Below are 19920 nucleotides of genomic sequence, written 5' to 3'. Positions count from 1 at the left end.
GTTTTGGATCGGGAACCATTGATGAGCACCTGATCTCTAAATATGGTTCTCCGTTTGCGGTGGAAAGCTGTCACATTAAGTTCAAGGACTCTGATCTTGCTGCCGAGGTGACAAGATCGCTGTTCAATACAGCCAGGCAATACCGGGAGAGTTTTGATGTTTATGGCTCTAAAAAGACCTTTGAATGGACTTTGGTAGAGCATGAGGAGTCGGTAATCCATACTGGTGAAACGCCGGAGAAGGTCACCATTCCTGATTATGCGCATCTGCTGCCTGAAGAAATTCAGCATTTTACAACGGGCGGGGTTTATGATGCGGACAGTAACCAGCATTTGTCATTTATTCAGGGTTCTGGTCACGGGGGTTCACACCCGCACTTGGTTCACGAGTTTTTAACTGCGCTGGTGCAGGGCCGCGAGCCTTTCCCTAATGCAAGACAATCGGCAAATATTACCTGTGTGGGGATTTTGGCGCATGAGAGTGCAATGAATGGCGGCAAGAAGATAAATCTGCCTGCGTTTACGCTGGCATAGACCTACTTGTCATCCCGGGAGGAACGAGGGAACTAAAAACGAGCGCTTGCCTATCTGGCAGCGCTCGTTTTTAGTATATGGTTTCCCGGTTCGAGTTCGAAGGTGACGTAGCCGTCTTTACCGCCTACTCTTTTTACTTTTTTTGCTTCGTAGCTCAGGTTGGTCGCTTCTTTTTCCGAAAGCTCAAGTGTAGCGCTGCAGTTTGGCGGAACGGTGACCTGCACAGCTACCTGCCCGTCTTTTCTTTGCCAGGAGGTTTTGATCAGCCCTGCGGGTGAATCATAGGTTGCTTTCGCCCAGGGCATTTGCGCTGCACTGAGCAATGGCAGCCTGATGATGAAATGCTGAAAACCGGGTTTAGCAGGATCCTGACGAATGCCCGCCATTCCGTCTATATACCAGGCTCCGGGATACAGGTAAGAACTGTGGAGCAATGAATGCCCGGGCAGGTCTTTTTCCCACATCTCCCAGATCGTGGTCGCATCGTTTGCTTTCATGTAGCCCCAGCCGGGGTAGGCGGTCTGTGAGGTCATGGAATAAATGAGGTCGTCCCGGCCCAGGTTCCTGAGCAGTTTAAACAGAATGGCGCCCCCAGTAATGCCCACATGGATATGGCCTTTTTTATTGACCAGTATTTCTTTTTCCAGTCTTTTCATGACTTCATCACGCAGGTTTTCCGGTGGCACATCGGCCAGTAAGGCCGCAGCGAGATTGGCCATAGAGCCATCTGCGTAGCTTTGGTCTGCGGCATTGTAGAATTTGGCATGGATGGCGGCTTTGTAAGTTTCTGCCTGCTTTTCCCATGCGGCCGCTTCTGTGGTCTTTCCTATTGCCCTGGCGATCTTTGCCGCGGTAAGCAGGTTGAAGACCCGGTAGCTGTTGTTGAGGCATACGGTTTCGGGCTTGTTGTTGTTCATGCCTTCTGCGTTGGCGTTTGGCCAGAGCCAGTCGCCCAGAAAGTCCCAGGAGCCGCCATACCTTTGCAGCAGGTTGTCTTTTGTATTGAGGTCAAGAAAGGAGAGCCAGCCTTTGACCAGTTCAAAGTTTTTTTCGAGCACGCGCTTGTCACCTTCGTGCTGGTAGATGTACCAGGGCAGGGTCACGACAATACCGCCCCATGCCGGGCCGCCCCCGCCCATGTAGGTTGGGGCGCTGTGCGGTACGATGCCATTGTTCAGGATCCTTCCGCTCTGCACAGCTTGTCTTGCAAATTTAGGATCGTGAAGGTTGCCCACTACAGATTCTGTGCCCTGGTTGTCGCGCCAGTCTTCCATCCATTTGGTGTAAAATGCACCTACTTTATAGTTGAACATTCCGGTTTCGCAGGTGGCATGGGCATCGCCGCCGTAGCCGAGACGCTCGCGCTGAGGGCAATCGACTACGTAACCACCGAGGGAAAGGTTCTGATAAGTCCATTTGACGCGGTCGTAGATCCAGTTTTGCAGTTCGTCTGCGCATTGGAACGTGGCCGCATTTTCGTAATTGGTGCGCACCATCCAGCCTTTGATGTCCTCAGGGGCTGGTTTATATTTTAATCCGCGGATGGTGATCCACCTGCAGGAGCTGTAATTGAAGCGGTTTTTGAAGGTTCCTGTACCAGATTTGCCGATAATGTAGGCACTGTGCAGGCTGAAGGTCATGTCTTCCTGCTGTCTTTCTGAATACAGGAATTCTATTTTATCGCCGGGGCTGCCCTTTAGTTTTACCTGCGTGAAGCCTGCGAAGTTTACGCCCATGTCTACGCGGTAAGAGCCATCTGCTCTTTTTTCACTGATGCTTACGGGCCTGATCTCCGCAAACAAGCGGTTGGCCTCCACCATTTGCGCGGAAAGTTTGAGTTTGGGGCTGTAGGTGATGGCCTGTTCCCATCCCTGCTCATTGCAGGCGGTGGTATTCCAGTTGTCTATTTCCTGACTGGCATCGTACAGTTCTCCGCCCATGTGGCCGAAATCCCATTTTCCGAGCAGTTTGTTGGGGCTCAGGTGCGTTTTCCAGGTATCGTCGGTTTTGATGATGGTCACTGCTTTAGGGCCATTATAGATTGCTGCCTGTGCGATCACGATGGGTGTATTGGGCTTGTCTTTATCGATGTAGGGGCCAAATATAGACCATGAGGTACCCAGCCAGATGGCGATGACATTTTTGCCGGACCTGAGCTGTGGGGCGATGTCATAAGCGATATACCGGGCACGTTTGGTATGGTCTGAAACAGCAGGTGAAAGTACGTCTTCGGTGATCTTCTGCCCGTTGACATAGAGTTCATGGTAACCTACGGACGCCAGGAAGAGTGTCGCTTTTGTGGGTTTTGCAGTCAGACTGAACGTTTTGCGCAGCCAGGGATCGGTGATGTTGCAGTCGGGTTTGGAAGGGTCAAAGATCTGGGCGGTGCCGATCCATTTGGCGGTCCAGTCTTTGGGGCTGAGCAGCCCGGTAGTCCAGCTGGCGGGCGTACTTTTTGAAGAGATCTTTCCCTGTTCGTCTTTTACGGTGACCTGCCAGTAATAGCTCTTGTCGGACAGCAAAGCTTTGCCTTTATATTCAATTTGCTGCATCTGATTGCCGCTTACCCATTGGGAATCCCATATATCGGGCTTAGTGCCAAGCAGTTTTTGTGAAGATGCGACGGTGATGCGGTAGGCGCTTTGCTTTTGTCCGGAAGCCGCGGTATCTGTCGCTTTAAAGGTCCAGCTCAGCCGCGGATGCGGTTCATCGATGCCTTTTGGGTCGGTCAGGTACTCACAGCGAGGGTCGCGCGGTATTAAAGAGGACCGGTTATTGAGCTCAGCCAGTAAGGCATTGCTGCTACTTTGGGCCATTATGGCACTGTTATCGATACAGGTATATGCCAGAAACAACAGAAAATAGAGTTTCTTCATGTTTATATGTGGTTTATGTGTGTGCAAAAAACTAAATTTACTAAAACCTGCACAATAAGCAAGTAAACATGCCGGACAATTGGTGTATGAGAGAAAGTGATGATTACGTAGTTATTGCAGGGGGCGGTTTAGCTGGTCTGACCTGCGCCATACATTTGCTGCAATCGGGTGTTGGGGTAATTTTGATAGAACGGACGGTTTACCCGCACCACAAGGTTTGCGGAGAGTATATATCTAATGAGGTTCTGCCCTACTTGTCGGTTCTTGGCATCGATCCTTTTAAATCCGGTGCTGTGCCCATCAACCGCTTAAGCTTTTCTTCTCCTAAGGGGGAAGAGATCTCCTGCAGGCTTCCTTTAGGAGGTTTTGGGCTGAGCAGGTATGTGCTGGACCACCTGCTTTACGAAAAGGCATTGGAACTGGGCTGTAAAATGATCACCGATACGGTAGGTTCAATTGTTTTTAAAGATGATTCCTTTGAAATTTTCACGAATGCATCGGGTGCTTTTAAAGCGGGTCTGGTGATTGGGGCGTATGGCAAAAGGGCTGTTCCGGACCAGAAGCTGGCAAGGCCGTTTATACGGCAGCGGTCGCCCTGGCTGGCGGTAAAAGGACATTATAGCGGAAACTTCCCTGACGGACTTGTCGGCCTGCACAATTTTGACGGAGGATATTGCGGTGTATCAAAAGTTGAAAATGGCGTGATCAACATTTGTTACCTTACGGATTACGAAAACTTCAAGGTGTATAAGAATACGAATGAATTTGAGCATCAGGTGCTTTATAAAAATCCTTTGCTGAGAAATGTGTTTGAGCAAAGCAATGCGCTGTTTGATGCTCCGCTGACGATCAGCCAGGTCTCTTTTGACGCAAAGGAAGCGGTCTATGATCATGTGCTGATGATCGGCGATACTGCGGGCGTAATCCATCCGCTGTGCGGAAACGGCATGGCGATGGCAATACACAGCGCAAAGGTCTGCGCCGAACTGTGTGTTGAATACCTGGAGGGAGGCCTTTCCAGGGCGGAACTGGAGCATGGGTACAGCAAGGCATGGAAGCTGAATTTTAAAGGCAGAATGGCAGCAGGCCGGACGCTTTCGGCAATAGTGAGAAAAAAATGGCTGTTTGGCGCTTTGTTAAAGCTATTGGTTAAATTTCCGGTGGTATTGCCGCTCATCGTTAAAAAAACACATGGACAACCTATTCGGTAAAATATTCGTAAATACTAAAGACAGAAGTGATGAGCCTGAGACTATGGACGATTTTGCCATGGAAGGCGAAGTTTTGCGGGATGCGCTGGATAAGATCGCAAGCATAAACAGGCTGCTGGGAGGCAATGCGGTGACACTGGAAGGTGTGGAATGGCTGCTAAGCGCTGAAGCGGACAGGGAGATCTCGATACTGGATGTGGGTTGCGGAAATGGTGATATGCTGAGGGTACTGGCCGATTACGGAAGAAAGAAAGGCTTGCGGTTTAAATTGTGCGGCATGGATGCCAATGGATTCACCATCGGCCATGCCAGGCAATTGTCTGCCGGTTACGACAACATCAGCTATGTTTGCGCGGATATTTTTGAGGAGATTAAACAAGAAAGGGTTTACGATGTTATTCTGTGTACGCTGACCCTGCACCACTTTAAGGATGACGCGCTGCTGCAGCTGATGGAGGGATTCAAAAGAAAGGCAAGCCTGGGCATAGTGGTGAATGACCTGCACAGAAGCGCCCTTGCGTATTGTCTTTTCAAACTGATCTGTTTTGTTTTTGGTTTGAACAGCATGTCGCGCGATGATGGACTGACCTCTATTTTGAGGGGGTTTAAGCGTCAGGATTTGCTGGGCTATACGCGGCAATTGAATTTAAAAAAATACCTGATCCGCTGGAAATGGGCATTCCGCTACCAGTGGGTCATTTTGATCCAATGATTGTTTTCTATGAGTGTTAAGATAAAGACTGTTTCAAAGCTGCTGCCCCAATATTCAAGGAAAACCGGGGAGATCATTCCATATTTAAGAGGCTGGCTGGAGGGACAGGATGACCGCTTTGTCAAAAAGGTGATTAAGATCTTTGAGAATGCGGGGGTTGAGCAGCGTTACTCGATCATGTCGCCGGAGGAGGTGTTTGCGCCCAGCTCATTTGAGGAACGAAATGACATCTATGTCAGGGAGGGGGTTAAACTGGCTGGTGCCTGCCTGCGGCAGACATTGGACAAGGCCGGCTGGACGCCCACGGATCTCGATTATATCATTACGGTGAGCTGCACGGGGATAATGATCCCCTCTTTGGATGCTTACCTCATCAATATTCTGGGCTTGCGCCAGGACATTGTACGTTTGCCGGTAACAGAAATGGGTTGTGCGGCGGGGGTATCGGGTATGATCTATGCAAAGAATTTCTTACAGGCTAATCCCGGAAAGCGTGCGGTAGTGATTGCTTATGAATCGCCCACGGCTACTTTTCAGCTGAACGATTATTCGATGGTCAATATGGTAAGTGCGGCCATATTTGGTGATGGTGCGGCTTGCGTGCTGTTGTCCTCGCATGCTGATGATGAAGGGCCGGAAATCATTGCTGAAGAAATGTATCATTTTTATGATGCGGAGCAGCTGATGGGATTTAAACTGATGAACAGCGGCTTGCAAATGGTACTGGATGTGGCTGTCCCTGAAACCATTGAGGCAAATTTTTCGGACATCATCCATCCTTTTCTAGCCAAACATGGATTGACAATTGCTGAGGTAGACCACCTGATCTTTCATCCGGGCGGAAAGAAAATTGTGCAGCTGGTGGAGGGTTTGTTTGGCGCCCTGGGTAAGAATATTGACGATACTAAAGAGGTATTGAGGCTGTATGGCAATATGTCGAGTGCGACGGTATTGTATGTGCTGGAAAGGTACATGTTACGAAAACCTGCTGCAGGTGATATCGGTTTGATGCTGAGTTTCGGACCGGGATTTTCGGCGCAAAGGATATTGCTGAAGTGGTAGGACGGTCGTCATGCGCTTTAAAGGCTTTCGCAATGACGATTAAAATAAATACTTTTAGTGCACAATAAGTTTGATATTAAATGAACATCAATTTTAAATATGAATAAAGAAGAAATTTTAGCACACCTGCCTTATACCAAACCCTTTTTGTTTGTAGATGAGCTATTGGAAATAGACGAAAACAAAGCCGTCGGTACTTATACTTTTGATGCGGGGCTGGATTTTTATAAAGGTCACTTTAAGGACAGTCCGGTAACTCCGGGTGTGATCCTGACAGAAACTATGGCGCAGATCGGCCTGGTATGCCTGGGCATTTATTTATCGGGCAGTGCTGAAGGCGGAATGCCGGGACATGTCATGCTGACCTCCACGGCTATTGATTTCTTGAAACCGGTATTTCCAGGGGAAAAGGTAAGGGTTGAAGCAGAAAAAGTATACTTCCGTTTCAAGAAATTAAACTGCACTGTTCAGATGATTAATGAAAAAGGTGAGCTGGTTTGCAAAGGCACAATAGCCGGTATGGTGACCAATAAAATGAATGCATAACAGGGTTGTAATTACCGGATTAGGCGTGGTGGCCCCCAATGGTGTGGGCCTGCCGCTGTTTACGGAAGCGCTGAAAAACGGGCTTTCGGGGATTAAGCATGATCCGGAACTGGAACGTTTACAGTTTTCCTGTCAGATCGCGGGAAAGCCTTCGGTTTCTGCTGAGCTTGCTGCGCAGTATTTTTCTGAACTGGAGCTGAAGGGCCTGAACAGCACGGGTATTTTGTACGGGGTAATCGCAGGAATGGATGCCTGGAAAGATGCAGGACTGACTGTTTCTGCTGGTGATGACCCTGATTGGGACAGCGGTACTGTATTCGGTGCGGGCACTTCGGGAATTGATAAATTCCGGGAGTCTGTTTATAAAATTGACGACCTGCAGATCCGTAAGCTGGGCAGTACAGCGGTAGTGCAGACCATGGCCAGCGGCATCAGCGCTTTTTTGGGCGGCAAGCTGGGATTGGGAAACCAGGTGACCACAAACTCGTCAGCGTGTACGACCGGGGCTGAAAGCATTTTGATGGCCTATGAGCGCATCAAAAGCGGCGGGGCACTGAGAATGCTCTGCGGCAGTACAAGTGACGGCGGGCCGTATGTATGGGGCGGATTTGACGCCATGAAGGTTTGCACTTATAAACACAATGCTGATCCGGAAAAAGGCTCAAGGCCCATGAGTGCGACAGCGAGCGGTTTTGTACCGGCAAGCGGTGCCGGAGCATTGGTACTGGAATCATTGGAAAGCGCCTTGCAGCGGGGGGCTGTGATCTATGCGGAGGTACTGGGCGGACACATCAACTCGGGCGGACAAAGAGGCGGCGGCACCATGACTGCGCCAAATCCTTCGGCGGTACAGCGCTGCATCAAAAAAGCACTGAGGGATGCGGGGATCGGTGCGGCTGAGGTAGATGCCGTAAACGGTCATCTGACGGCGACCAGCAAGGACGCTTTTGAGATCCGCAACTGGTGTGAGGCACTGGGAAGACGCGGTGCGGATTTTCCTTATGTCAATTCTTTAAAGTCTGCGATAGGGCATTGCCTGAGCGCTGCCGGAAGTATCGAAAGTGTGGCATCTGTATTGCAGCTGCACCATGGATTTATATTTCCGAATGTGAATTGTGAGGATTTAAACCCGGAAATAAAGGCGATGGTAGATGAGTCTAAGATCCCGCAAAAAATGATCAGCGCGGACCTGAACATTGTGGCCAAGGCCAGCTTTGGGTTTGGTGATGTGAATGCCTGTGTGATCTTTAAAAAGTACAGCAATAAAAATAAATGAATAGAGAAGAAATAATAACACGTCTGAAACCTATAGTATCCACCTATGTGGAAGACAAAGACCAACTGGAAAACCTGAACGAGGCCACAGATTTCATCAAGGACCTCAGGATCAATTCGGCAAATCTGGTGGATATCGTTTTGGATGTGGAGGAGGAGTTCGGAATCGTCATTGACAACCTTTCTATGGAAAGAATGCTCAATGTGGGCGCATCAATAGAGGTCATAGAAACTAAACTGGCTGAGCAATGATAGGCAACGATATCGTAGACCTGCTGCAGGCCGCTAAAGACAGCAACTGGCAAAGAAATGGTTTTCTGGATAAACTTTTTACGCCGGAGGAGCAGTTCCTGATCTCTTCAGACATTCAGCCTCCTATGATGATCTGGCTCTTGTGGAGCATGAAGGAATCGGCCTATAAGATCAATTCAAGAGAGACAAAGCTCCGCTTGTTTGCCCCTGTGAAACTGGTGTGCAAGAACCTGATCATTCACAACAGCAAAGCGACAGGAAATGTGCTGTGTGACGACCAGCCTTATTACACCCAGAGTCAGATCAGCGCCGATTATATACATACCCTGGCGGCAGACCAGGAAGATGAGCTGGACAGGGCATCGGTTAGCATAATGGACTATCACACAGATTACAGGATCTCAAACCCGCAGTCTGTAAGCCATCACGGCAGGTATCTCGCCCTTGCCTATTTATAGGTCCGGAGACTTAGGTTTTCTTCGATCAGCAGGTTGATGATGCCGTCGACCATACCTACTTTGGGCACATAGATCTGTTTGATGCCTGTCCACTTCATTAATGTGATGTAGATCTCGCAGGCGGGAATGATCACATCTGCACGATCGGGATTGAGGCCGTAAATACTGATCCTTTCTTTCAGGGAATGGTTGTTCAGTTCATTGTGCATTCCTTTTAGTTTGATAAAGGAAAGCGGCATCCCTTCTTTCTCGCCGGACATTCTGAAGAGTTTATTGATGTTGCCGCCTGTACCTATACCGGCTACGTTCTTTAGAGATTTGGTGTGCTTTTTTGCCCATTGCTTCATGTCTTCCCAGGTTTCATCTTTGTCCTGGTTGTCGAGGATACGGATGGTTCCGATGTCAAATGATTTGGAGGCTACCGGGGTTTTGTTGACAAATACGGATAGCTCTGTGCTGCCGCCGCCTACATCGATATACAGATAGCTTTTGTTGGCATCCAGGTTTTCTTCAATATGATTGGAGTAAATGATGTTGGCTTCCCGCTGTCCTTCTATGATCTCCAGGTCGATATCGGTCTGCTGCTTTATTTTCTTAATGATTTCCGGACCATTGTTAGCTTCCCGCATGGCTGATGTGGCGCAGGCCAGGTATTTTGATACATGGTAAACATCCATCAGGTTTTTAAAAGCAGTCATGGTTTTGACCAGGTCATCGACCTTACGGTCTGAGATGTGGTGGTCAAGAAATGCGTCGTCGCCCAGCCGTAATGGTACGCGGATGAGGGTGTTTTTTTTGAAGCTGAAACCATCGTCTGTACCTGATATATCAGCGATGAGCAGTCTGACTGCATTTGAGCCTATATCTATAGCGGCGTATCTTAACATTACTGGTGTTTGTTCTTAAGGTAATTATAGGTTTGCACCTGCGCACGTACTTTTGTGGCAAGCCTGTTCTTATGGTATTTGTTGTTGTTGAGCCTGGTGATGTCACGGGCTTTTACATTGTCCTGCAGCTGGAAATCAATGATGTCCCTGATCTCGTGGCACACTTCTTCGTCCAGTACCGGGAAACCGACTTCTACCCTATGCTCAAAGTTTCTGCTCATCAGGTCGGCTGAGGACAGGAACATCTCTTCTTTTTCGTTATTGCCAAAAATGAAGACCCTGGCGTGTTCGAGGAATTTATCGATGATGCTGATGATCGTAATGTTTTCACTAAAGCCTTCGACACCAGGCACCAGGGTACAAATTCCTCGTACAATGAGCCTGATCTTTACACCTGCATTGCTGGCTTCATATAGCTTTTCGACAACACCCTCGTCTGCGAGGCTGTTTACTTTGAGGATCATGTAGGCTGGCTTGCCCTGTTTGGCATATTTGATCTCCCGGTCTATCAATGCATAGATCTTATTTCGGGAATCCATTGGAGAAACGATCAGGTGCTTAAAGTCTTTTGCCACAGTTCGCTTGTTGAGGGCGGCAAACAATTTGATAAGGTCATGCGTGATCTCTTTTCTCGCTGTAAAAATGCTGTGGTCACAGTAGAGCTTGGCAGTTTTTTCATTGAAATTACCGGTAGCCAGGTTTGCATAATACACGGGTCTGCCTTTCTCTATTCTTTTGACCAGGCAGATCTTGGAATGTACTTTATAGTCGGTAAGACCGTAATTGACATGCACGCCTTCTTCTTCCAGTTTGCTGGTCCAGAAGATATTGGCCTGTTCGTCAAATCTGGCCTTGAGCTCGACCAGGCAATTTACTTTTTTCCCGTTTTTTGCTGCATTGATCAATGCGTTGACCACTCTTGAATTTTCTGCCAAACGGTAAAGTGTGATGTTGATCTCTGTAACTTTTGGATCAATAGCGGCTTCACGAAGGAAAAGAATGATGTAGTCGTAGGACTGATAAGGGAGATTGATGAGGTAATCCCGCTCATGCAGTTTGTTGAAGATGCTTTCGGTGCGGTGCAGGCCGGAAACTTTTAATGGTATGTTTGGGGTATACTCCAGGTCTTTGGTTCCCACATTTGGAAATTTAATAAAATCTCCGAACCGGTGATACCTGTTGCCCGGCATCAGGCTTTCTGCTTCTATTTTTAATTTGGAGACCAGTACGGTCAGCATATCAAAAGGCATTTCTGTATCGTAAAGCAAACGCATGGGTTTACCCTTCTTTCGCTTATCCAGGCTGCTTTTCAGGTCATCAATAAATTTATCACTGATGTTCTTATCAATATCGAGTTCGGCATCGCGCGTAAGCTGTATGGAATAGGCATCGATGATGTCATAATTAAAGACATAAAAAATGTCATCCAGGCAATATTTGATGATGTCCTCTGCGAGGATAATAAACTTTAATCCATTGGTCTCAGGCAATACCAGGAACCTTGGAAGTTCGGGAGGCAGTTCTATCAGTGCGTATTTTTCGCTCTTCTTTGCTGATTTTCTGGACAGCCGAACAAAGAAATACAGGTACCTGTCCTTGAGCTCGGGAAAGGGTTTGTCCAGATCGAGCATGATGGGTACAAGGGTCGACAAGATCCTGTCCCTAAAGTGTTCCCTTACAAATTCGCCCCTTGACACATTCAACTGCGTTTCATTGAGGATAAAGATCCTGTTTTGAGCCAGCTCATTGATGAGGGTGGCCTGGAACAGCAGCTCAAATTTACGTTCCTGCCTGACGACGATGTTCTTGATCTCGTTCAGCATCTTTTTAGGATTGAAACCTAAAAGCGCCTTTGCCTTATCGTTCAGATTGGACAAGCGGCTCAAAGTAGCTACCCTGACCCTGTAGAATTCTTCGAGATTGGATGAAAAGATAGAGAGAAATTTTATACGTTCAATAAGCGGTACTGTTTCATCTGCAGCTTCCTGCAAGACCCGCTCGTTGAAATATAACCAACTGATCTCCCGGTTTAGAAACGGTGCTTTTTTTTTTGTCATGTATAATGATGAAAGAGTTCCCGTCTGGCGGGAACGCTCAAAACTGCATATTCTATTGTTAAGTAATTGTTAATTATTACTCAGGCGCAAAATTAATTTTAACTTTTTTAGCTCTTTTTTGCTGCCGGTGTTTTTTTGACTGCCGGTTTGGATGCTGCCGGTTTTTTTACAGGAGCTTTGGACACCACTGTTTTAACCGCGGCCGTTACCTCCTTCTTCACCTCTTCTGCTTTTTTTACTGCCGCCTGTGCAACCGGTTTCGCAGCTGCAACTGCTTTCGCTACGGGTTTGGCAATCGCTTTAGCTGCCTTTTCTTCTGTCGCGATTGCAGCAACTTTGACACTTTGTACACTCGGCTTGGCTGTGGCTACTGCTTTTTTAACTACTTTCTTTGCATTCTTTGTTCCTTTAACTGCGCCTTTCTTTACGGTGTCTGCTTTTTTGGTGGCTTGCTTGCTGGCCTGTTTGGCGGCCGCGTTTACTTCTTCAATCTTGTTCTCAACAGCAGATTTTACTTCTTTGAATCTTTTTGAGAGTTTCCTGGCAACGAACTTACCTGCGATCTCTATATCTTTTCCTATTTTTTCTGCGTCATGCCCCAGGTGTTTGACCACTTCCAGGAATTTGTCAGTAAGACTCTTTTCCAATTCTTTTTTGGCTGCTTTCTTTGCACCTTTTTTTTCAACTTTTGGTTTATTGGTTTTCATAAGCTATGATTTGTATTTTATACTGAAAACACATGATGGTTTCATATAATTTTCGTTTTTTTGTATGGGTAAATGAACATTTACCTAAAAATAATATATTTTTTACTATAAAGCTATAATCATGCCCAGTTTCGATATTGTAAGTAAGGTGGATTCGCAAACATTTGACAATGCGATGAATAATGCTAAAAAGGAAATCCTGAACCGTTATGACTTCAGTTCCTCCAAAAGCACGATAGACCATGACAAGAAAACCAATGTCATCACCATCATTACTGAAGATGACATGCGTCTGAAAGCCATTACTGATGCGATCATTTCTAAAATGATCAAGCAGAACCTGGATGCAAACAGCCTGGATTTCGGAAAGGAGCAATATGCTTCGGGAAACATGATCCGGAAAGAGGTTTCGGTTAAAGAGGGCATTGATAAAGAAACAGCGAAGAAAATAGTGGCTAAGATAAAAGCCAGCGGCTCTAAGGCGCAGGCCTCCATCATGGATGACCAGGTACGTGTGCAAAGCAAGAACATTGATGACCTGCAGGCGGTGATCGCATTGTGCCGCAAGGAAGACTTCGGACAGCCTTTGCAATACATCAATATGAGGAGCTAATGGAGATCGAAGAAAATGGTTTTGTCTTTTCTGATGACAAACTCAAGCTTCAGCCCGAAGTTATACATGAATATCTGAGTACTCAGTCTTACTGGGCGCAGGGTATTCCTCTTGAAGTAGTAAAAAGATCTGTCGAAAATTCACTCTGCTTTGGAATCTATAAGGAGACCAAACAAATTGGCTTTGCACGATGGATCACGGACAAAGCTACTTTTGGTTATCTGGCGGATGTTTATGTACTGGAAGCTTACCGGGGACTCGGTCTGTCTAAAAAACTGATGTCCCTCATGCTTTTTCACCCGGATCTTCAGGGACTGAGAAGGTACATGCTGGCTACTGAGGATGCCCACGGTTTGTATGCGCAGTTCGGCTTTAAACCCATACCCAATCCGGACAGGCTCATGGGTATTGCGGTGCCGAATATTTATAAGAAGCAGGATACCTAGACGGTTTTCACGTCTTCTTCACTGTAATCCTGGATGTCTGTGATGTAGCCATTGATGATCAGGAAGTCAAAAAGCGGTTTGGCGTCAGGCGTAACTGGCATATTTGCGGTCGTGATGACTTCATTGGTCTTCTTGTCGAGGAAGGGATAGGCAAACAGCTTTACGTTCTTATTGAACATATCACTTACATAGCTCAGCAGCATACTTGCATAGTTCTCTCCGAAATTACTGGAATTGAATACGAATTTTAAGTTGTTGATGTTGGTGGATATACCTACACTTTTTGGCCTGCAGCGGTCCAGGTATTTGGCCAGTTTATTGTGCCTTGCAAAGTTGGACACGATGACTTTGTTGCCCGTCCTGCACATTTCTTCTGCACGTTTGGCCACCGCCCTGAGGTCAATTTCCTGCGATTCATCGGCCGTTGACAGCACATTGGACATCAGCACCTCGATCAGCACGCTCAGGTTGTCTTCCTGCACGTTTTCTGTACGCACAAACTGGTCAACAGCTTTGTTGAGCATACTGAAATTTGGATTGGATTTTTGTGCGTACTTGGTGCGCAGGATCATGATGTCTTTCTTGTACAAAAGGTCTTTGGGCAGGCAGGGCTGCCCCTGGGCGTCAAAGATTGCTGCATCGGAAAAATCCTTAACGATCAGGTAGAGGTTTAGCAGGATATTGTCGGCACCGCTGAATATCGGCCCGTTTACTGAGATCAGGTCTATTTCAACAGAACCCACGGTAAGATTATCCGCCAGGGATTCGATCATCGCCCTGTGGTCCTGGTTGTAATAAAAAGCGGCATAAACCAGGTTTACACCTATAATGCCCAGTACGTTTTGCTGAAGTGCGGCGTCGGTATCCAGCAGGCGCACATGGAAAAATATCTCGTTGGCCTCGCCTTCCGGCTCTGTCTGAAAACGTAAACCTATCCAGCCGTGAGGGTCGTTTGATTTGTTGTAATTGAGTGTGGTTACGGTATCTGCAAATGCGAAGAAAGTACGGTCATCATATTTTTCACCGCTTAAACGCTCATTGAGCAGTCCGTATTCGTGGTTGAGCATTTTCAACAACCTCGACTTGCTGACATACCTCCCGGATTCCTCTACACCATAAATGGCATCGCTGAAAGTCATGTCGTAGGCCGACATGGTTTTGGCTACTGTTCCTGATGCGGCGCCTGCTGTAAAAAAGTTACGGGCTACTTCCTGCCCGGCCCCTATTTCTGCAAAAGTTCCGTAGATCTTTGGGTTTAGGTTAATCTTAAGGGCTTTGCGCTTGGTATCAAGAATTTCTCTTTCCATTTTGCAAAAATAGCACAAACAACCGGATTTGGGCTACAAAATGCTTATCTTAATGCCAAATTTCACACCTTCAAAATATGACCCGGTTACCGCTGATGCTAGACGTTAAAAATCTTGACATACAATTTCTGAATAAAGAAGACAAATCCTGGCTGAAGGCGGTAAGCGATGTCAGTTTCAGCATCGGCGCCGGTAAAGTACTTGGAATAGTCGGGGAATCGGGATCGGGTAAATCGGTCACTTCATTTTCTATCATGAGGCTGCACGATCCCGGAGCTACAAAGATCGGCGGTGAAATAGATTTTGAGGAGGTCGATCTGCTGGATCTGTCTCCTGAAGAAATCAGAAGATACAGGGGCAATAAGATCGCGATGATCTTTCAGGAGCCTATGACCTCGTTAAATCCTGTCTTTACCTGTGGTGAGCAGGTTAAGGAGGCCATTATTTTGCACCAAAAAGCTGACAGTCAAACTGCGAAGGCTAAGACCATTGCGCTGTTTAAGGAGGTACAGCTGCCCAGTCCTGAGCAGGTATTTAAAAGCTACCCCCATCAGCTTTCAGGCGGTCAGAAACAAAGGGTAATGATCGCTATGGCGCTGAGCTGCAACCCAAGCCTGCTGATCGCTGATGAACCTACTACTGCACTGGATGTAACTGTTCAAAAGACCATCCTGCAATTGCTGCTCAAGCTAAAGACGGAACGCCGTATGGCCATGATATTTATTTCGCATGACCTTGCGGTGATCAGTGAAATTGCGGATGATGTTGCGGTGATGTATAAAGGGCGGATCGTGGAACAGGGGCCTGCTGCTGAATTGTTCAGAAATCCTCAGCATCCGTATACCAAGGGTTTGCTAGCCTGCCGTCCTTCTCCTGAACGCTTGCTGAAGACGCTTCCGGTGGTAGCGGATTTTTTAAATGAGAACAAGGACATGGCTGTGGCCCATTTGCTGGAACGCAACAGTTATACGCCGCAGGAAATAGCGGAAAGAAGGGCTAAACTTTATGCAGAAAAACCCCTGCTGCAGGTAAAAGGCCTTTGTACCTGGTACCCGGTAAACAGCGGCTTGTTTGGCAAGACCAAAGAATTTGTTAAAGCTGTTGACCAGGTTAGTTTTGATGTATTCCCCGGGGAAACACTGGGCCTCGTTGGTGAATCCGGCTGTGGCAAAACTACGCTGGGAAGAAGTATTTTAAGGCTTGTTGAACCGACTTCAGGAGAGATTCTGTTTGAAGGGAGGTCGGTGACGGATCTGAACAAAAAAGACCTGAGGAGCATGAGAAGGGATGTTCAGATCATTTTCCAGGATCCATATTCTTCATTAAATCCGCGCCTTACGGTAGGAAATGCTTTAATGGAACCTTTGCAGGTCCATAAGGTGTTTGACAATGACCTGCGGCGAAAGGCTCATGTCTTAAGTTTGCTGGAGCGTGTGGACCTTAAACCAGAACATTTTAACAGGTACCCGCATGAGTTTTCAGGTGGCCAGCGTCAGCGGATCGTGATTGCCAGGGCGCTTGCGCTTCAGCCGAAATTCATCATTTGTGATGAATCTGTATCTGCCCTGGACGTGTCGGTACAGGCACAGGTTTTAAACTTGCTGAGACAGCTGCAGCAGGAGTTTGGACTGACTTATATTTTTATTTCGCATGATCTTGCGGTGGTAAAACACATTTCGGACCGAATGATCGTCATGAACAAAGGCCGTATTGAAGAGGAAGGATTTCCGGAGGATATCTACAACCATCCTAAAGCGGAATATACACAGAAGTTAATTGCTGCAATACCGGGTTTAACTGCGCTTAAATAAGCTTCGGATCTTCGCGCGCCGCCTCTTTTTCTGCCTGAGGCCCTTCTTCTTTTTTCAACGTTGCTGACAGTCTGATGAGTGCCGTATTGATGGTCCTTCTGATCTCTCTTTCTCTGAATTTGTCGTAATGCTTTAAGAGTACCATTGCTTTGAATACAGCCACATCTTTATTGATGGAGATCGTTTTCACTGTCAATCCTCCTGCAACTATATTTTCAGTAAATCCTGAAATGTTCTTATCCAGGTATTTTTCCAGGTATTCAGGTGTATATCCGTTGTCAAGTGACATTTCAAACTCCACGCTTAGTTTTTTGGTGTTCTGTTTGGACTGGTTGACGATCACTGAACTGAATACCAGGGAGTTTGGAATGATGACCATGTCGCTGTCCTCGTTTTGCAGGATCATGTTGATGAGGGTAATGTCAAGGATCTTTCCCTCCAGTTCGCCGATCTTAATGTGATCGCCCAGTGATAACCTGTCGGAAAACATGATGATCAGGCCATTGATCATATTGGTTACATAATCTTTAAAAGTCAAAGCTATTGCTGCAGCGACAATTGAAATACTGGTAATGAATTCTCTCGGATCCTGTCCGGAAAAGATGATCAGCGCAATCATGAAAAGTACGGCGTTCAAAATGGATACGATCCTGTTGATGCCGAGAATGAAATTGTCCTTGATGTTGTTCTTAAACCTGTGCTTTCTGATGTACCAGTAGATCACCACAAGTCTAAGTATGGAAATGACGAGACTGGGACCCAAAAACACCATTAGCCCCCTGGCGATCTGGTCTATCCTGGGATACTCAACATAAAAATGGGGCTTATTGATATAGAAATACAACAAGGTTAAATAAATCGCGGTCTTGATGAGGATCATGAGCAGTTCCTTGCCTGTTTTTCTTTCTCTGTCTTCTATCATAATGTCTCGATTCATAAAGTAAATGACTTTGAGTTCCTTACCCAAAGGTACAAAATAGAACAATCTATCACTTCAAATTGTTACCTTCGATTGATTCATAATCTTACTATGGCAAAAAACAAATCATCTCATTTAGAACTCGTTCTGGTTCAATTGATTAGCGACGTTCTGGAAAAAAGCAAAAATGAGGCGCTTAATTATAAGCAGGTATCTGCTAAACTGAACATTACTGATCCTTCGGGAAGAGACACCATCCTTGAAATACTAAGAGAACAGGCCAAAAAAGGTGTTTTCATGGAGCCTGAGAAAGGTAAATTCAGGCTCAAAGATCTGAAAACCTTTGTCACCGGCAAGGTGGACATGACTGCTGACGGTTCTGCATTTGTGGTTCCGGATGATGAATTTGAGAAGGACATTTTTGTATCTGCACGAAAACTCCACAATGCATTGAACGGTGATCTGGTAAAGGTATATATCTACGCCAAGAAAAGCGGCCGTAAAAATGAGGGCGAGGTGGTGGAAATCATCAAGCGTGTAAAGACGGATTTTATCGGAGTGATCAGGATCTCAGATCGCTTTGCTTTTGTAAATGTTGATGACCGCAAGATGCTTCATGACATCTTTGTTCCACTGAGTGATCTGGAAGGGGCAAAAAATGGACAGAAGGTACAGGTCAGCATTACTGACTGGCCTGAAGGCGCCAAAAACCCTATCGGAAAGATCACAACAATTCTCGGTGAGCAGGGCGAGAACAATACAGAAATGAATGCCATTCTCGCACAGTATGGATTTCCGCTTGCTTTCCCTGCGGAAGTCGAGCGTGAGGCAGATCTCATTCCTGAGGAAGTTTCTGCTGGTGACCTGAAAGGACGCAAGGATTTCAGAGATACGGTAACGTTTACGATTGACCCTGCTGATGCAAAGGATTTTGATGATGCGATCTCTTTTAAAAAATTATCCAATGGCAATTATGAAATAGGTGTGCACATTGCTGATGTCTCTCACTATGTAAAACCAAACAGTCACCTGGACAAGGAAGCCTATGCAAGGGCGACTTCTGTTTATCTGGTAGACCGTGTGATCCCGATGCTGCCTGAGCGGTTAAGCAATGGTGTGTGTTCGCTGCGCCCTAATGAAGACAAACTTTGTTTTGCAGCCGTATTTGAACTGGATGAGCAGGCAAATATCATCACAGAATGGTTTGGCCGTACTGTAATCCATTCCAATCGCAGGTTCAGTTACGAAGAAGCTCAGGAGGTAATTGAGAACAAGGCGGGTGATTATGCTGAGGAAATCCTGAAGCTGAATGAACTGGCCTACATCCTGCGTGACAGGAAGTTTAAGAACGGGGCCATAAGCTTTGAAAGTACTGAGGTCAAGTTCAAACTGGATGAAACCGGAAAGCCTGTTGGCGTTTATGTAAAAGAGCGGAAAGATGCTCATAAACTCATAGAGGATTTTATGCTGCTCGCCAATAAGAAAGTAGCGGAGTTTGTTTCTAAAAAAGGCAGCGGCAAAAAGAAATATACATTTGTTTACCGCTCGCACGACTCCCCTAACCTGGAAAATCTAGGCAACTTTGCTCTGTTTGCCGCACGCTTTGGTTATAAGATCAATACCAAATCCGACAAGGAAATCGCAAAGTCACTGAATTATCTGATGGAGGATGTGGAAGGCAAAAAAGAGCAGAACGTGCTGACACAGCTGGCTATACGTTCTATGGCAAAAGCAGTCTATACGACTAAAAAAACCAGTCATTACGGACTGGCCTTTGACCATTATACCCACTTTACCTCCCCTATACGCCGTTATCCGGATGTAATGGTACACAGACTGCTTGCTGCTTATTTAAACAACGAGAAGTCCGCCAGCGAAGAAGAATACGAAACTGCATCCTCCCATTCCTCGACCATGGAAAAACGTGCGGCAGATGCGGAAAGGGCCTCTATCAAATACAAGCAGGCAGAATATCTGGAAGAAAACATAGGCAACACATTTACAGGTATCATTTCAGGTGTCACGGAATGGGGCATGTATGTGGAGATCATTGAAAATAAATGTGAGGGCATGGTCAGGCTTCGTGATATAGCCGATGATTTCTATGTGCTGGATGAAAAAAACTATTGCATTATTGGTCAGCGCAAAAAGAAAAAATACCAATTGGGTGATGAGGTGAAAGTTAAAGTAAAAAAAGTAGACCTGGCTAAAAGGCAAATAGACTTTACCCTGATACAAGATTAGACAA

17 protein-coding genes and 1 pseudogene are annotated in these 19920 nt (G+C 46.5%); 12 read left to right on the top strand and 6 right to left on the bottom strand.

Annotation, left to right across the window (positions count from 1 at the left end; translation table 11 throughout):
* Positions 1–533: pseudogene (locus VK541_RS15915) on the top strand (gfo/Idh/MocA family oxidoreductase); the annotation flags it as partial.
* 50 nt (positions 534–583) lie between these two features.
* Here VK541_RS15915 and VK541_RS15910 read toward each other — a convergent pair.
* Positions 584–3409, bottom strand: a complete 2826-nt coding sequence (locus VK541_RS15910; protein ID WP_324371293.1) for a family 78 glycoside hydrolase catalytic domain — start codon at positions 3407–3409, stop codon at positions 584–586.
* Positions 3410–3495: 86 nt separating this feature from the next.
* Here VK541_RS15910 and VK541_RS15905 point away from each other — a divergent pair, with 86 nt between their 5' ends.
* The 7 genes from VK541_RS15905 (at position 3496) to VK541_RS15875 (ending at position 8925) form a co-directional block, all read left to right on the top strand.
* Entirely contained in the window at positions 3496–4620 is a 1125-nt protein-coding gene (locus VK541_RS15905; protein WP_324371292.1) for an NAD(P)/FAD-dependent oxidoreductase, read from the top strand.
* Positions 4601–5332 carry a methyltransferase domain-containing protein gene (locus tag VK541_RS15900; protein ID WP_324371291.1) on the top strand — a complete coding sequence of 244 codons (732 nt, stop codon included), beginning with the start codon at positions 4601–4603 and terminating at the stop codon, positions 5330–5332. The genes VK541_RS15905 and VK541_RS15900 overlap by 20 nt, the downstream gene beginning before the upstream one ends.
* 9 nt (positions 5333–5341) lie before the next feature.
* Positions 5342–6394: a type III polyketide synthase gene (locus tag VK541_RS15895; protein ID WP_324371290.1), complete on the top strand. Its 1053-nt coding sequence runs from the start codon at positions 5342–5344 to the stop codon at positions 6392–6394.
* 99 nt (positions 6395–6493) lie between these two features.
* The gene (locus VK541_RS15890) at positions 6494–6940 is read left to right on the top strand and encodes a 3-hydroxyacyl-ACP dehydratase FabZ family protein (protein WP_324371289.1); all 447 of its coding nucleotides are present in this window, start codon (positions 6494–6496) and stop codon (positions 6938–6940) included.
* Positions 6933–8216, top strand: coding sequence for a beta-ketoacyl-[acyl-carrier-protein] synthase family protein (locus tag VK541_RS15885; protein WP_324371288.1), 1284 nt, complete (start codon positions 6933–6935; stop codon positions 8214–8216). Before VK541_RS15890 ends, VK541_RS15885 begins: the two co-directional genes overlap by 8 nt.
* A complete protein-coding gene (locus VK541_RS15880) occupies positions 8213–8467 on the top strand; it encodes an acyl carrier protein (RefSeq protein ID WP_324371287.1) in 255 nt (84 codons plus the stop codon). Before VK541_RS15885 ends, VK541_RS15880 begins: the two co-directional genes overlap by 4 nt.
* Positions 8464–8925: a 4'-phosphopantetheinyl transferase superfamily protein gene (locus tag VK541_RS15875; RefSeq protein WP_324371286.1), complete on the top strand. Its 462-nt coding sequence runs from the start codon at positions 8464–8466 to the stop codon at positions 8923–8925. Before VK541_RS15880 ends, VK541_RS15875 begins: the two co-directional genes overlap by 4 nt.
* Here the strand turns inward: VK541_RS15875 and VK541_RS15870 are convergent.
* The 3 genes from VK541_RS15870 to VK541_RS15860 form a co-directional block, all read right to left on the bottom strand.
* Complete coding sequence (locus VK541_RS15870) at positions 8916–9812, bottom strand: exopolyphosphatase (RefSeq protein WP_324371285.1); 897 nt, start codon at positions 9810–9812, stop codon at positions 8916–8918. The two genes, VK541_RS15875 and VK541_RS15870, sit on opposite strands and share 10 nt — an antisense overlap.
* Positions 9812–11869 (bottom strand): polyphosphate kinase 1, encoded by a 2058-nt coding sequence (ppk1, locus tag VK541_RS15865; protein ID WP_324371284.1) that lies wholly within the window; start codon positions 11867–11869, stop codon positions 9812–9814. Before ppk1 ends, VK541_RS15870 begins: the two co-directional genes overlap by 1 nt.
* Positions 11870–11976: 107 nt before the next feature.
* Entirely contained in the window at positions 11977–12576 is a 600-nt protein-coding gene (locus VK541_RS15860) for a hypothetical protein (protein ID WP_324371283.1), read from the bottom strand.
* A 121-nt stretch (positions 12577–12697) separates the two neighbouring features.
* Between VK541_RS15860 and VK541_RS15855 the strand changes: the two genes are divergently transcribed.
* Positions 12698–13189 (top strand): YajQ family cyclic di-GMP-binding protein, encoded by a 492-nt coding sequence (locus tag VK541_RS15855; RefSeq protein WP_324371282.1) that lies wholly within the window; start codon positions 12698–12700, stop codon positions 13187–13189.
* Positions 13189–13635, top strand: coding sequence for a GNAT family N-acetyltransferase (locus VK541_RS15850; RefSeq protein ID WP_324371281.1), 447 nt, complete (start codon positions 13189–13191; stop codon positions 13633–13635). Before VK541_RS15855 ends, VK541_RS15850 begins: the two co-directional genes overlap by 1 nt.
* Here the strand turns inward: VK541_RS15850 and VK541_RS15845 are convergent.
* Complete coding sequence (locus VK541_RS15845) at positions 13632–14942, bottom strand: nicotinamide mononucleotide adenylyltransferase (RefSeq protein ID WP_324371280.1); 1311 nt, start codon at positions 14940–14942, stop codon at positions 13632–13634. The genes VK541_RS15850 and VK541_RS15845 overlap by 4 nt on opposite strands.
* 77 nt (positions 14943–15019) lie before the next feature.
* Between VK541_RS15845 and VK541_RS15840 the strand changes: the two genes are divergently transcribed.
* Positions 15020–16753 carry an ABC transporter ATP-binding protein gene (locus VK541_RS15840; RefSeq protein ID WP_324371279.1) on the top strand — a complete coding sequence of 578 codons (1734 nt, stop codon included), beginning with the start codon at positions 15020–15022 and terminating at the stop codon, positions 16751–16753.
* Here the strand turns inward: VK541_RS15840 and VK541_RS15835 are convergent.
* On the bottom strand, positions 16746–17675 hold the full coding sequence (locus VK541_RS15835) for a mechanosensitive ion channel family protein (protein WP_324371278.1): 930 nt from the start codon (positions 17673–17675) through the stop codon (positions 16746–16748). The genes VK541_RS15840 and VK541_RS15835 overlap by 8 nt on opposite strands.
* 108 nt (positions 17676–17783) lie before the next feature.
* Between VK541_RS15835 and rnr the strand changes: the two genes are divergently transcribed.
* Positions 17784–19916, top strand: coding sequence for a ribonuclease R (gene rnr / locus VK541_RS15830; RefSeq protein ID WP_324371277.1), 2133 nt, complete (start codon positions 17784–17786; stop codon positions 19914–19916).
* Positions 19917–19920 lie beyond the last annotated feature (4 nt).

Source organism: Pedobacter sp. (assembly GCF_035317785.1).
In the GTDB taxonomy this organism is placed as follows: domain Bacteria; phylum Bacteroidota; class Bacteroidia; order Sphingobacteriales; family Sphingobacteriaceae; genus Pedobacter.
The sequence above is the reverse complement of the archived record's forward strand: the minus strand, read 5'-3'. Positions and strand labels throughout refer to the sequence as shown.

What these genes read in the sequence shown, in the direction of transcription:
- VK541_RS15875 (WP_324371286.1), top strand. Translation starts at nt 8,464, where the DNA reads ATGATAGGCAACGATATCGTAGACCTGCTGCAGGCCGCTAAAGACAGC.
- VK541_RS15840 (WP_324371279.1), top strand. Translation starts at nt 15,020, where the DNA reads ATGACCCGGTTACCGCTGATGCTAGACGTTAAAAATCTTGACATACAA.
- VK541_RS15845 (WP_324371280.1), bottom strand. Translation starts at nt 14,942, where the DNA reads ATGGAAAGAGAAATTCTTGATACCAAGCGCAAAGCCCTTAAGATTAAC.
- VK541_RS15835 (WP_324371278.1), bottom strand. Translation starts at nt 17,675, where the DNA reads ATGATAGAAGACAGAGAAAGAAAAACAGGCAAGGAACTGCTCATGATC.
- VK541_RS15855 (WP_324371282.1), top strand. Translation starts at nt 12,698, where the DNA reads ATGCCCAGTTTCGATATTGTAAGTAAGGTGGATTCGCAAACATTTGAC.
- VK541_RS15860 (WP_324371283.1), bottom strand. Translation starts at nt 12,576, where the DNA reads ATGAAAACCAATAAACCAAAAGTTGAAAAAAAAGGTGCAAAGAAAGCA.
- VK541_RS15905 (WP_324371292.1), top strand. Translation starts at nt 3,496, where the DNA reads ATGAGAGAAAGTGATGATTACGTAGTTATTGCAGGGGGCGGTTTAGCT.
- VK541_RS15850 (WP_324371281.1), top strand. Translation starts at nt 13,189, where the DNA reads ATGGAGATCGAAGAAAATGGTTTTGTCTTTTCTGATGACAAACTCAAG.
- VK541_RS15895 (WP_324371290.1), top strand. Translation starts at nt 5,342, where the DNA reads ATGAGTGTTAAGATAAAGACTGTTTCAAAGCTGCTGCCCCAATATTCA.
- VK541_RS15890 (WP_324371289.1), top strand. Translation starts at nt 6,494, where the DNA reads ATGAATAAAGAAGAAATTTTAGCACACCTGCCTTATACCAAACCCTTT.
- VK541_RS15885 (WP_324371288.1), top strand. Translation starts at nt 6,933, where the DNA reads ATGCATAACAGGGTTGTAATTACCGGATTAGGCGTGGTGGCCCCCAAT.
- VK541_RS15880 (WP_324371287.1), top strand. Translation starts at nt 8,213, where the DNA reads ATGAATAGAGAAGAAATAATAACACGTCTGAAACCTATAGTATCCACC.
- VK541_RS15900 (WP_324371291.1), top strand. Translation starts at nt 4,601, where the DNA reads ATGGACAACCTATTCGGTAAAATATTCGTAAATACTAAAGACAGAAGT.
- VK541_RS15910 (WP_324371293.1), bottom strand. Translation starts at nt 3,409, where the DNA reads ATGAAGAAACTCTATTTTCTGTTGTTTCTGGCATATACCTGTATCGAT.
- ppk1 (WP_324371284.1), bottom strand. Translation starts at nt 11,869, where the DNA reads ATGACAAAAAAAAAAGCACCGTTTCTAAACCGGGAGATCAGTTGGTTA.
- rnr (WP_324371277.1), top strand. Translation starts at nt 17,784, where the DNA reads ATGGCAAAAAACAAATCATCTCATTTAGAACTCGTTCTGGTTCAATTG.
- VK541_RS15870 (WP_324371285.1), bottom strand. Translation starts at nt 9,812, where the DNA reads ATGTTAAGATACGCCGCTATAGATATAGGCTCAAATGCAGTCAGACTG.